Source organism: Arthrobacter globiformis NBRC 12137 (genome assembly GCF_000238915.1).
GTDB lineage: Bacteria > Actinomycetota > Actinomycetes > Actinomycetales > Micrococcaceae > Arthrobacter > Arthrobacter globiformis.
Window position 1 is genome coordinate 1 of sequence record NZ_BAEG01000075.1, and the last position, 13,632, is coordinate 13,632.

The window sequence follows — 13,632 nt, forward strand, 5'->3', positions numbered from 1 at the left end:
TCATGGCTGGGCGTGACAGCCGGGCCGTGCAGGCGACCGCCATCCATCTTAATTAGTCCAATCGTGAGCGCAAACCACGTATCATGCTGAAGGCACAGTGGACAGAAGAGGGACGAGCATGCCCAAATGCAGTAAAACCTACCAGCACACCCCGGGAAGACAGGTCGCGACGGGCCGTGCGCTGGGCGCCGTCCTTGTCAGCCTGGGGATGGTCGCGACGGCGTCGTGCACCCCGCCTCCCGAGCCGGAGCCGGTCTCCAACCCCGTCAAGCTGCTGCAGAGCGTGCGCGTCGGCCTGTCCCCGGCCGCCGGGATCCAGTCAATAGACGGCACCACGATCTCGGTGTCAGCGGCCGGCGACTCCTCCGCACAGGACACAAAGTACGACACCGCCCAGGTGGTGGGTGAACTGCCGGTACGGGTAAGCCTGCAGTACCGCGCCGGCGAGAAGTCCGGTTCCGACCTCACGGAACTGCAGGGCCACACCGGGCCAGTCGAGATTAACCTCACGCTGGAAAACCTCACGGTCAGGCCCCGGGTCATTGAATATGACGCAGCCGGGCAGGCCCGCTCAGACACCGCCTTGGTGGGCGCCCCGTTGACGATTGCGGCATCCACACAACTCGACGGCGTACGGGCCGACGACGTCACCCCGGGTTCCGCTGACGGCGGCACGGGAACCAACGGCGTCCTCAGCAGCACCGGGGACGGTGCCACGGTGATCCAGTGGGCCACCGTGCTGGCTCCCCCGCGTTCCGGTGCCAGTACCACGCTGCGCCTGGCGGCCGACGTCAAGGACTTCCAGGTTCCCGAATTCGACGTGGCGGTCCAGCCAGGCCTCAACACCGACCTCAGCGCGGATGGCGTCCTGGCCAGCGCGTTCTCCTCTGGCACAGGATCCGAAATGGAGCTCCAACGCCGCACCATCTCGCTGGTGTCGGACGTCAACACCGTACTGACCAAGGCCGGGTCCACGATCACCGATGTCCGGCGGAACCTGCAGACAACCTCCCAGACCCTGGGAGTCAAAACCGCCAGCGAACTGCGGGACAACTCCCAGACCCTGGCATCGACCATGTCGGACCTGAAGGAACAGCTGAAGGCCCTGGGCACCGACCTGGAAGCCGCCACAAAGGCTACGCAGTCCACCACCGTGTCCCAGCTGGAGCTCACCGTCTCCGCCGTGGACGCCATGCTGGGCGATACGTCGGCCACTCCCCCGGCCGTCCCCATCGATGGCGAGGGCTGCGCAGCCGAGGTGCCAAAGTCCGCGAAAGCAGCCACGGTCTTCTCCAGCGTCCAGACCATGGCCGCGCAACTGGACGCCTACGCGAAGGTGAGCGCCGGCTGCCGGGACGCCGTGGCAGGCGCCATTAAGGCCACCATGGGACCCGAGGAACCCACTGCGGAGGAGTGCGCCGAGCAGGGGTCGATGACGTGCTCCCTTTACGGCTCCGCTGTGACGGTCACCGGAGCACTGCTCGGCCTGGTCAAGAAGGGCGACGAGCTCGTGGCGGGCCTGCAGCCGGAAATGGTCGAAAGCGCTATCAAGGACCTTGAGGCCTCCGCCGGCACGCTGGAGAAGGTGCGCGCCGATTTGGCTGCGGCCCTTGCCGGCGCCGAGACCACCGAGGACTACAAGACTGCCCTCGCACACGTGGACGAAGCGATCAAATCCGCACGGACCTCCGTTGCCGCAACACGGGACGCGGCCGCAGCGGTCCGCAGCGGAATCGATGGCCTGCGGCAAAAGCTGATCCACATCAGGAAAACTGCACAGGGGGCCCGGGGCGAGGTGGGTGACGGCTCGCTGCTGAACGGCTCAATGACGCAGCAAACCCAGCGGCTCGCCGACGAGCTGTGCAGGATGGCCGACGGTGTCGACCCTCGCGAAGGCCGACTCTCCATCGGGCAAGCTGAGCGGCTGCGCTCCTACTTGACGTCCGCTCCGTGCGAGCCCACCGATGAAACCGGAAACCCGGCGCAGGCGCTGAACCCACCGCTGGGGTTCAAGGACCCGCTGGACACCCGGCTGGAGTCCCAGGCGGCCGCCTGGGACTCGGTCCTGGCGGCCACCGACACCACCGCCCCGGACGAGGCGATCGGCCAGGCGTTCACCGCCCTCGGGACGACGATCGACGACATCGATGCCAGGCTCGACGCGATCAGCAAAGCTGTGAAGTCCCTCGACGGAGCCGCAACGGGCGACGTCAACAGCACCAAGAGCGGACTTGAGGCCCTGGCCAAAACCCTCGGCGAGGCGCTCGACTCCTCCGGCCGGGTCGGCTCGTCGCTGGCGAAGCTGAAGGCGCAGCAGGACGGACTGGGCGACAAGATCAAGCAGTCCCTCAGCGAAGTTTCGGCCGAGACAGCCGAAGCGGTCTACAAGACCGTGGACGAGCAGGTGCGCCAGGTCGCCGAGATCGGCGACGCAGGCTCCGACGCCGTGATCACGGCCTTCAACCGCTCCATCTCCGGGTTGAAATCCACCTCGGACGAGGTGGTGAAGGACGCCGAGGGCACGGTGAACCAGCAGCGGGACGAGCTGCTCGAGCAGCGCGATGCGCTGGCTGCATCGCTGGCCAAGAGCACGCAGTCCTCGCTGGCGAACATCGCCTCCAGCACATCCGGCTCGACCCGTGACGTCGAGGGCGCCAGCGCCCTCCTGTCCTCAAGCCTCAACAAAGTGATGCTCGACCTGGGCGACCGCACGGTCAACGGTTCCGGCCTGCTCGGGTCCATGGCCACCAGCGCGGCAAAGGCCGACACCGCTGACTATCAGCTGGCGCTGGCCGCGCAAAACGCTGAGGGCTACGCCAACATCCGCTCCCGGGACGTGGCGGGGCTGCTGCTGCGCCAGGCGCAGTTCAAGGCCTCACTCACCGCGGTCGACGAACTGCCACCGTTCCACCTCGAGGTGCCGGCCGGCGCCACGTCGCAGACCCTGTACACACTGAAGATCGGCAGCGGCGCATGAGCACACGCACCAGGCTCGTTACCCTGATAGCCGCGGGTGTCGCGGTCGTCCTCGCGGCCGGCATCGCCCTGACCGTGACGCTGGGCCGCCCCAAGGTGGCTCCGCAGCCCGACCCGGTCGCCGCGACGGTTCCAGTTGCGCTGAAGGCCGAGGGCCTGCCAAAGGACTTCTCCATCGGCGTCGTGCTGACGCTGGGCCAGTCCGGCGAGCCCGGCTCCGAGTACAGCCGCGCGGCGCAGGGCACTATTGTCGCCGCACGGCGCTTCGTCCAGGGAGGCACCGCCGTCGCCCTGCGGGCCCAGAACGACCGCGGCACGGAGGAAGGCGCGCGCGCCGCCGTCCGTGCGCTGTCCGAGCAGGGAGTGTCCGGCGTCGTCGTGGCCAGCACGGGTCCGCAGGCCCGGGCAGCCGCGAAGACCGCCGAGGAGCTCAGCCTCCCGGCAATCCTTCCCTACGCCGACCCGTCGGACCCCGCCCAGTCCACATGGACCACACGCCCTTCGGCTGCGTCCGTCGAAGCTGCCCTCCGGACCGCGCTGAACGGGAAGAACCGGGTGCTCCTCGTTAGTGACGGGGGACAGGTCCCTGCGTCGGTCCAGATCCCGCAGGCCCTCAACCTGGGGGACTTCGAGGACGTGATGGGCCTGGCCCAGGAGGCCGCCATCCGAACCGGTGACCAGCTCCGCCCGCCCGCCGAGGACGCGCCCGAAGGCACCGAGCCCACAAAGGTCGCAGAGCCCGCGGATGCCGTGGTGGTCTCGGCCGGCACCCCCCAGCGTCTGGCCCGGCTGGTCCAGGCCCTGCAGTCGCGCGACGTATCCGTTCCCCTGGTCTCTTCGGACGGGGCCACATCCCCGGCCTTCGCCTCCGCACTGGCAGGGCTCGACGGTACCGCCTCCGGCCAGCTGGTCAGCGTTGCGGCGGCAGGCGGAGACGCCGCGGCACTCCAGCAGGACGCCCAAGGCCGCGGAATGTCCGCGTTCCTCTCCGCCGTACGCCTTGCAGCGGGCGACGCGGAGGTCAAAAACCTGACGGGCGATGCCCCGTTCTCGGCTGACGCGTGGGCGGCGGACGCACCCAGCCATGACGCCGTCGTCGCCCTCGTCAGGGCTGCCGCCTTGGCGGGGAGCAACGATCCCTCGAAAGTCAGCGCGGCGTTGCGCACCATGTCAGTTGGCCCTGGCGAGGGCTTGGCCGGTCCGTCGCTGGACTTCTCCCGCACCGGGGCGTTGACCGCGGAGGCCATCCCGCTCTTCGCTTCCTCCCAGGATCTTGGCCTGCGCCCGGCGGACGAAAACGCTCCGCGGCTCGTTTGGGTACCGGCTCCCGCGAGCTCCTGACCACCCCACCCAGGCCCGTCCCCGAGGGGGCGGCCATTTCCCCCACGAAGGAGCGCCCCGGTGCGTGTGCTGATCGACCTGGACGAGCGTCGCTTTGAGTGCGAGGTGGCCAATGCTGCGCCGGCAACGAACCTGACGGACCTGGTGGAGGCGGCCGGCGGGCCACGCCTTGCGCCCGATGAAGCTGTGTTCGTGAACGAAGCCGAGGTGCGGGGGTCCACCCCCGTCTCGGAACTGGTACTACTCGAGGGCAGCCGCATTTCCCGGGCACCCTGGCCGGCGCCTCAACGCGTTCGCGGCTGGACGGTGACCCTCGCCGGCGGCCAGCGCACCGGCGGTGTAATTGACGTTCCGCACGGGCGCGAGATGCTGATCGGCCGGTCCCCCCATGCCGATCTGAGCCTGCCCACCGAGAGCGCGTCATGGGACCACTGCCGGCTGCGCCGGGAGGAGGACGGGCTGCGGGTGGTGGATGCCGGGTCCACGAACGGCACGCTGGTCAACGGCGGACCGGTAGGGGAAGACGGCGTCCTGGTTACCGAAACCGCAACGGTCACGGCGGGCGGCACGGTGCTCCTCCTGCGCCGGTCCCTGGAGGAGGCGCCCGCCCCGGCCCCCGGCAGCCTGCATAACCTCACACCGGCGGCGACCGCACCGTTCAACCGCCCGCCCCGCCCCGGGAGGGCCCCGGCGGGCGACCCGCTGGTCCCGCCGGGCAGGAAGGAAGTGCCGCCCGCCGGAAAATTCAGCATCATCACGGTGCTGGCGCCCCTCGTGATGGCGGCGGCGATGGTGGTGATCCTGCGGGATTTGCGCTTCGCCATGTTCGCAATGCTCAGCCCGGTAATGGCCGTCGGCATGTGGTTTGAACAAAAGCGCCGCCATGCCCGGGGCCTCAAGGAAGAGGACGAACGCTTCGCCGGGGCGCTCGAAGAGTTCGAGCAGCAGATCCGTGCGGCGGCGGCCGCCGAGACCGCCCGGCGGCATCGGATGATCCCCGATCCCGCGACCGTGGTGCGGCGCCCGGCCCTCCCCGCCACGTCCCTGTGGCAGCGCCGCGCAGACTCCGACGACTTCCTGGCCCTGCACGCCGGCACGGGAGACGTCCCGTGGAGGCCGGAGGTGGACGGCACCGCCAGTTCGCGTCTGGACAGCAAGGTGAAGGACTCCCTGGAGGCCGCGCGTCTGCAGGCAGCGCCCGTGCTCGTGGACCTGACCGACGCCGGCGTCGTAGGCATGGTCGGGCCGCGGGAGGGGACCCTGGCGCTGGCCCGATCCCTCCTGGCCCAGGCCGCGGTACACGTGGGCCCGGCGGACCTGACAGTCGGAGTCTTCTGCGACGCCGGACGGGCCGATGAGTGGGAATGGGCCTCGTGGCTGCCGCACACGCGCCAGGCCGGCAGCAGCACAGGCGAGCGGTGGATGTCCGCGCACCGCGAGACGAGCGTCGCCATGCTGCGCACGCTCAAGGACTCCGTCCAGGACCTGCCCACCCCGGCGCTGCTGGTGGTCCTGGACTCCGAGGTGCTCACGGAGGGCCGGGACGCCCCGGCGCGCGCGCTGCTCGGCATGGGCCGTGCCGTCCCTGGGGTCCATGTGACCCCACAGCAGCGCCCGCCCCGCGTGGCAGGCATCGTCATCGCTACCTCTGAGGAGCAGCTGCCGGCTTCCTGCACCACGATCATCAGGGTCGGGGCAGACGCCGCGGCCACAGTTGACCAGCCGGAGGACCTGACCCGCGTGGAGGACGTCATCCTGGCAGGCCTCGATCAGGAGGAAGCCCTGCGCTGCGCCATGCGCGTGGCGCATTTCGACGACCCTGAACTGAGCGTCCCCGGAGCCTCGCTGCCCTCGCTCGTGCGGCTGCCCGGGCTCCTTGGCTATGAGCGCCCTGACCCGACCACGATCCGCCGCCTGTGGCAGGCTCCCACGGGAATCTCGACGCCGATAGGCACCGGGGAGAACGGACCCCTGACCCTGGACCTGGTCAAGGACGGCCCCCACGGCCTGGTCGGCGGCACGACCGGATCCGGCAAGTCCGAATTCCTCCGCTCGCTCGTGGCCGGCCTGGCGGCGCGCAACGATCCCACCCGCCTGAACTTCATCCTCGTCGATTTCAAGGGAGGGGCCGCCTTCAAGGCATGCGAACGCCTTCCGCACACCATCGGCACCATCTCCAATCTGGACGAACAGCTCGCCGACCGGGCCATCCGCGCCCTGGAAGCAGAGATGGAGCGCCGCCAAAGGGTCTTTGCTGCGGCCGGCGAGGGCATCGACAACCTGAACGCCTATCTGGCCACGAACCCGGCCGAGCCCATGCCTCGGCTGCTGCTCGTGATCGACGAGTTCGCCATGCTGGCCAAGGAGTTCCCTGACGTGCTCAAGGCGCTCGTCAGCGTGGGGGCAGTGGGCCGCACCCTGGGTGTGCACATGATCCTGGCGACGCAGCGCCCCGCCGGCGTCGTCAGCGACGACATCCTCGCGAACACGAACCTCCGCGTGGCCCTGCGCGTGCAGAGCCGCGACGACTCGAGCAACGTCATCGGCGTGCCGGCCGCCTCGGCGATCGGCCGGGCCCAGATGGGCCGCGCCTTTGTGAAACTGGGCCAGGACGACATCACTCCCGTACAGACGGCCCTCGTGACCGGACGGGCACAGCGCATAGGAGGCCCCGCCGTGGACGTGCGCGAACTACGCCAGTTCGGCGTCCCCGTGCCCCCGGCGGCGCCGTCACAGTCTGCGGACTCCGACGAGAACGATCTGGACCTCCTCATCGACGCTGTCCTGGAAGCCAACGCCGGGGCAGGGTACGCCCCGCCGCGGCAGGTGTGGCCGGAAGCCTTGGGCGAGCGTGTGGAGCTGGAGGGCTTTCTCCCTGCACCCGACGGCGGCCGCCACGCCGCACCATCCGATTCGTCCGCCGGTCCGGCTCCCCTGCTCCTGCCGACGGTGGGCGCCGTCCGGGGCTCATCTGTCATGGTGACCATCGTGGACGAGCCGGACCTGCAGCGTCAGTCCGCGGCGGGCTGGGACATGTCGGTGGGAAACCTGATGCTCATGGGCGTGGCCGGCTCCGGCACAAGCACCACACTGGCCTCAATCGCCCTGACTTTGGCGAAGGACACCGATCCGGCGGAGCTGGACCTGATGATCCTCGACATGGGCTCCCGTGAGCTCGAGCCGCTCGAAGGCCTGCCGCACACCGTGGCTTACGTGGGCACCGGCGCCGGTGCCAAGGAGCAGCAGGCGCGCTTCCTGCGGCACCTGAACACCGAGTTGGAGAGCCGCCGTGCGAATCCGGGCGGGCGCCGCCGCACCGTGGTGCTGCTGGACGGCCTGGCCTCGCTCCGTGACGAGTTCCAGGATTTCGAAGGGCAGCAGCTGTTGGCCTTGCTATACCGGGCATACGCGGACGGCCCCGCGCTGGGGTTGTCGTTCGCGGTGTCCACCACACGTGCCAAGGCGGTGCCCTCGGCCATGAATGAGGTGACGCTGCAGAAGTGGCTCTTCCGGCTGGCGGACACCTACGACTATTCCTCGCTCGGCATCCGCGGCAAGGACATCCCTGCTGCTCTTCCCGGCCGCTGCGTGGATCCCCGCACGTCGCTGCAGATGCATGTGGCCACACCCGGGATCGGCGTAGAGGCTGCGGTGGATCGTGTGCGGCGGCACTGGGTGCATGCATCCGCGAAGGCCCCCGCGATCAGGCGCCTGCCCTCCAACGTCACGCTGCCGGAGCTGGGCGTGGAACCCCGGCTGGAGGCCGAACCGTGGCTCATCCCGGTGGGCGTGCAGGAGGCTGACCTCTCCCCTGCGTTCCTGGAGATTTACGAGGGTGAGCACGCGCTTATTGCCGGTCCCGCCCGTTCGGGCAAGTCCACGCTGCTGCTGGCCCTGGCCGCAGCCCTGCGCGGCACGGCCACCTCCCGCGGACCGGCACAGGTGTGGGGCATCTGCGATCGCCGCTCGCCCCTGGCCCTCGCCGATCTGGATCGCGTGGCCGTCGGTACTGACGAGGTACCGGCCCTGGTGGCGTCCCTGCGGCTTGAGCGTGGCCCGGTGTTCTTGCTGATCGACGACGCCGAGCGCTTTGAGGACGGCGATCAATCCATCGCCGGGGTGGTGGCATCCGGGCAGCCGGGGCTGTGCGTCATCGCGGCGGGGCGGGCCGCCGACCTCCGCGGGCTGTACACCCACTGGACCAAGACCGTCCGCAAATCCCGTCTGGGCGTGCTGCTGCAACCGGACATAAATTACGACGGCGAACTGCTGGGCACCACACTCCCGCGCAAGTCACCCGTGGCACTGACAGCTGGACGAGGATATATCGGCGTGGGCGGGCAACTGGCGCTCATTCAGTCGATGAGCACCGGGGACTGAGCCCGACGGCGGACGCCCCCAAGCAATGAAGGCCGACGCGGGGCGGCCTTGAAGAACCAGATCGACAGCGTTGGAGAGTACGGTATGCAGTTCGCACAGACAGGTGAGGCGCTGGGAGCGACCTACCGATTCGGGGAACGGGTGGGCTCCGGTGCCGTCGGCGAGGTCTGGACGGTCATCTCGACCGACGGACGGACGCTTGCCGCCAAGGTCCTGCGCCCGGAGCACGCCGACGATCCCTCACTCGTGGAGCGGTTCGTCCGTGAGCGGTCCGTGCTGCTTGGGCTGCAGGACTCCCACATCGTCACGGTGCGCGACATGGTGGTGGAGGGCCCGCGCCTGGCCATCGTCATGGACTACGTCGCGGGCGGCTCGCTGCGGGACGCGCTGAAGGGGGCCGGGCCGCTGCCTCCCAAGGACGCGCTCAGCGTCGCCGCGGAAGTGTTCGACGCACTGGCCGTCGCCCACGCACGCGGCGTGACGCATCGCGACATCAAGCCGGACAATGTGCTCCTCGCGCGCCCCTGGCCCGACTGCGGCCCGGGAGACGTGCGGGTCTCTGACTTCGGAATCTCCGACGTTGTGGGTGAGAGGATCCGCCAGACGACCGGCCTCATCGGCACCCCGCAGTATATGCCTCCCGAACTTATCAGCCAGGGCCGCTCCGGCCCTCCGGGCGATGTGTACTCCACGGGCGTCCTGCTTTACGAGCTCCTCGCCGGGCGCACTCCGTTCGCCGGGCCGGGTACGGACTTTAGCGTCGCGTACCGCCATGTTTCCTCACGCCCGCCGCGGATTCCCGTGGATGACGCGGTTTGGGACGTTCTCGACGGACTGCTGTCCAAGGACCCCGCCCAGCGCCCGACGGCGCGCGTCGCGGCCTCGAGGCTCCGGCGCCTCGTGCCAGGGCTTGCCGCCAGCGCCCCGATAGCGCGCGCCGACACCCCGGCGGACTTCGACCCCGTCGAACGCCCGGCCACCGTGGTCCGGGGCGCCTTCACGGACGAGGAGCTCACGGTCTTCGCGTCCGCGCCGCCGGCCGACGACGCCTGGGAGGCCCCGGATCTCGGGGAGGCGGGCAGCGCAACCATCGCCCGTCCGATGCTGCGCCGTGAAGTGCGGCCCCGGGCAGAGGCCCGGCTCGAGGAGAGGGACGCCACGCCGTTCTGGCGCACTCGTAAAGCACTGCTCCTCGCCTCCGCCGCGGCCCTTCTCCTCGTGGCGATGGTCATCGGGTTCGTTGTCCTCGCCCCCACGGGCCAGCAGGCAGCGCCGGGTGCGGCCAGCGAGAAACTGTCCACGCAGCTGCAGGACACGGCTCTCCCGACCGGCCTGACGATCTCACGGGGCGCTACCTACGAGCCGTCCACGGGCCAGATCCGCCTGACGGTGGCCTACACGGCGCAGAAGGCGCCGTTGTCCGGTGAATTCCTCGAGGTAATCCCGGGGCTGGCCGATGGTGACGCGTGCCCGGCAGTGACATGGGAGGGGGCCACAGCGAGCCGGAACCAGGCCTCGGTCACCGGCCTTGACGTCGAGTGTGGCTGGAAGCTCGCCGGGCTCAAGGTCCCGGCGGGAGGGTCGGTCCAGGCGACCGCCACGGTACCGGTGACGCCCGCTGACCAGCAGGCGCTCGACGCGTGGCTGCGTGCCGGGTCCGAGGCGGCGACCGCAGCGACACAGGACCCGGCCGTGAAGGGTACTGCCTATCCCGTCCAGCGGCTAAAGGGCGTGGAGGTCCGCACTCCGGCGCGCGTCGTGACGCCGAGCCCGCTGAAGATCACCCTGGTGCCGGTGTGGGCCGGCGGCGCCGACGAGCTGAACCCGCTCTACGTAAGTCCTGCCTCGGGCAAACCTTCGCAGATGCTCGAAGCGGTGACCGGCGGCGAGAAGGGGCTGCGATTCGCCGACGGCTGCGGCGGGGCGCTGGCCGTGGATAGCTCGGGGCTCACCGTAACGGCCCTGCAGATCACACCCCAGTGCACCGTGCGCGCCAGCGTCGGTAACTTCACCGAGCTGCAGTCCCCGGCCTTCGGCATCACATCGCGCGAGAACTCGCAGGACTGAGGACCACCAGCTCGCTGCTTCGGGCGTCCCAACTCATACAGGGCATCCCCCGGCCAGCCCAGCTGGCCAGGATTTTCAGGTTCCCAGCCCTGTTGCACCGTTACCTGGCAGGGTATGTTGCACGAATGGACGATACATATCAGGTGATCGTGGTCGGCGGCGGGTTTGCAGGCATGACAGCAGCTGAGCAGCTCGGGCGCAAGGGCGTCCGGGTACTCCTGATCGACGCCAACAACTACCACCAGTTCCAGCCACTCCTCTACCAGGTGGCTGCTTCGCAGATCGGTGTGTCCGCCGTGGCCCGGCCGCTGCGGTCTGTGTTCCGCAGCACCAAAAGCGTCCGGGTCCTCACAGCGGAGGTGACGGCGATCGATTCCGCCACCCGAACCGTCACCACTATCGACGGTTCCCAGTACCAGTCGAAGATCCTGGTCGTTGCCGCGGGCGCCGTACCAAACTTCTTCAATACCCCCGGCGCGGAGGAACATGCCTACCCGCTGTACTCAGTGGCTGACGCCACCCGCCTGAGCACGGCCCTCACAACAGCCCTGGACCGCGCGGACCGGGCTAAGGCCGGCCGCGCCGACGTGGTCGTGGTGGGCGGCGGCCCCACCGGAGTCGAGACAGCCGGCGCCCTCGCGGAGAACATCAAGTACCTGGTGCCCAAGTACTTTTCGTCCGGACTGGCGGCCCGCTGCCGAGTCCATCTTGTGGATATGTTGCCGAACGTGCTCATGCCGTTCTCCGCCAAGTCGCAGGCATACACCCGTGACCGGCTGATAAAACTTGGAGTTCAGCTGCACATGGGCCAGGGCGTCACCGAAGTCCGGGCCGACGGCGTGACGCTGGCGGACGGGACCATCATTCCAGCGCAGATCGTCGTGTGGGCCGGCGGCCTGAAAGCTGGAAAAATCATTGCTGACTCCGGCCTGCCGCAGGGGAAAGGCGGACGTATCGACGTGCTGCCGGACCTGACCGTGCCCGGCGCCGAAGGCGTCTATGTCCTGGGCGACGCCGCCAACATCACCGACGCCACCGGGGCCAAACTTCCCCAGCTCGGGTCCGTTGCCGAGCAGTCAGGGAAATGGGCCGCCCGCAACATCCATGCGGACCTTACCGGCGGCACACGGCAGCCCTTCTTCTATTGGGACAAGGGTTACATGGCCATGGTCGGCCGTGGCGCGGCAGTCGCCGAACTGGGCCGTAAGCGCATCCAACTCCAGGGACCACTGGCGTTCCTCTCCTGGCTCGGGGTTCACCTCGCCTTGCTCCCGGGCACCCAACAGAAGGTCCGCGCCCTCTCCTCCTGGCTCACTGGTTACGTCATCCACAGCCCGTCACACGTCGTCGTCGGAAGACCCGACTAGGGGTCTTCACGGCCAAACGTCGCCAGGGCCGACGTCGAAAATCACCTCCGCATTCCCCGTCCCTGAAGGTCCGGAACCGCCGTCGACATCAGCACTGGCCCCGGCGTAGGCTGGCAACATCGGCGCATGTGCCCGGTGACCCTGCGTCGATGCCCCAATCGATGAAGGAGGACCAATGAGTGCTGTACGTGAATTCATGACGACGGATGCACAGTGTGTTAAGGAGAACCAGTCCCTCGCAGATGCTGCACGAATGATGCTGGACCTGGACTGCGGATCGTTGCCCATCTGCGGCGACGACGGCAAGTTGACCGGCATGATCACTGACCGGGACATCGTGCTCAAGTGCGTGGCCGCCGGCCGAGATCCACGCGAGATGGTGGCCCGCGACCTCGCCACGGGCAGGCCCCACTGGATTGACGCAGATGCCAACGTTGATGCCGCCATCGAAATGATGGAGAGGTACCAGGTCCGGCGGCTGCCGGTCATCGCTGACCACAAGTTGGTTGGCATCATCAGCCAAGGTGACATCGCGCGCAACTACTCGGAAGAGCGTGTGGGCGAACTGGTGGAGCACATTTCGGAACGCAGCCGGATGCAGCCGAGCAGCTAATAAAGCCAAAGCCGTTCATGAGCAAACAAGCGCCACGGAATACTTCCGTGGCGCTAACTCATGCCGGAGCCCTTCTGTGCGTTCAGCCTGGACGAAACCGCCGCTTCCCTGTGCGCTTAGGGACCTGGACGGAACTGTTATGGGCGGGACCTCTACAGCGTCCGGTCGAATGAACCGTTGGTTCCGGGAACCCAGGAACTGACCCTGGAATTTCAGTACGACGGCGGCGGCATCGGCAAGGGCGCGGAAATCCGGCTCGCCGCTGATGGCAGGATCATCGGCAAAGGCAGGGTCGAGCAGACCACCGCCTACTACTTCTCCGTCGACGAGACGCTCAACGTCGGCGTCGACCGTGGAACCCCGGTCACCGATGACTACCTCCCGGTGGACAATGCATTCACCGGCACGATCCACACCGTCCGCATCCACCTTTACGACGACGATCCCACCCAGCACCTCACGGCCACTGACCGCCAGCGCATGGCACTGGCCCATCAGTAACCGCAGACGGCGGAGTGGAGGCGCCCTCCTTCGGGCGGGTGCCCCTGGGCCGGTCGGCGGCTGCCGACCGACGGCCACCTTGGCACCGCATCCGTCCGAAGCTTCCCGCCCAACGGGTACGGGCTGCACGAGATGGCCGGCAACGTATGGGAATGGTGTGCTGACTGGTTCCTGCCCAAGTACTACCGGACCTCCCCCACCGACAGTCCGCAGGGACCTACGATCGGGCAGGGCCGGGTCATGCGCGGCGGCTCCTATCTCTGCCACGACTCCTACTGCAACCGCTACCGCGTCGCCGCACGCACCTTCAACACCCCCGAATCCTCCTCCGGCAACCTGGGCTTTCGCACCGTCGCCCTCACCTAGAAACCCGGCCCACACAGAAAG

Annotated in this window: 7 protein-coding genes and 1 pseudogene; all 8 read left to right on the plus strand. The window is 68.6% G+C overall.

The window, feature by feature from the left end:
• Positions 1 to 118 precede the first annotated feature (118 nt).
• Positions 119 to 2,977: a Tim44 domain-containing protein gene (locus tag ARGLB_RS13730; RefSeq protein WP_003803453.1), complete on the plus strand. Its 2,859-nt coding sequence runs from the start codon at positions 119 to 121 to the stop codon at positions 2,975 to 2,977.
• On the plus strand, positions 2,974 to 4,317 hold the full coding sequence (locus tag ARGLB_RS13735; protein WP_003803455.1) for a type 1 periplasmic-binding domain-containing protein: 1,344 nt from the start codon (positions 2,974 to 2,976) through the stop codon (positions 4,315 to 4,317). Before ARGLB_RS13730 ends, ARGLB_RS13735 begins: the two co-directional genes overlap by 4 nt.
• Before the next feature lie 60 nt (positions 4,318 to 4,377).
• Positions 4,378 to 8,697 carry a type VII secretion EssC family protein gene (locus ARGLB_RS13740; RefSeq protein ID WP_003803456.1) on the plus strand — a complete coding sequence of 1,440 codons (4,320 nt, stop codon included), beginning with the start codon at positions 4,378 to 4,380 and terminating at the stop codon, positions 8,695 to 8,697.
• A gap of 84 nt (positions 8,698 to 8,781) precedes the next feature.
• A complete protein-coding gene (locus tag ARGLB_RS13745) occupies positions 8,782 to 10,764 on the plus strand; it encodes a serine/threonine-protein kinase (RefSeq protein ID WP_003803458.1) in 1,983 nt (660 codons plus the stop codon).
• 125 nt (positions 10,765 to 10,889) lie between these two features.
• Entirely contained in the window at positions 10,890 to 12,131 is a 1,242-nt protein-coding gene (locus ARGLB_RS13750; protein WP_003803459.1) for an NAD(P)/FAD-dependent oxidoreductase, read from the plus strand.
• 175 nt (positions 12,132 to 12,306) lie between these two features.
• Positions 12,307 to 12,744, plus strand: coding sequence for a CBS domain-containing protein (locus tag ARGLB_RS13755; RefSeq protein WP_003803461.1), 438 nt, complete (start codon positions 12,307 to 12,309; stop codon positions 12,742 to 12,744).
• Between the two features lie 177 nt (positions 12,745 to 12,921).
• A complete protein-coding gene (locus tag ARGLB_RS13760) occupies positions 12,922 to 13,245 on the plus strand; it encodes a hypothetical protein (RefSeq protein ID WP_003803463.1) in 324 nt (107 codons plus the stop codon).
• A gap of 69 nt (positions 13,246 to 13,314) precedes the next feature.
• Positions 13,315 to 13,611, plus strand: a pseudogene (locus ARGLB_RS13765) (formylglycine-generating enzyme family protein); the annotation flags it as partial.
• Positions 13,612 to 13,632: the final 21 nt, after the last annotated feature.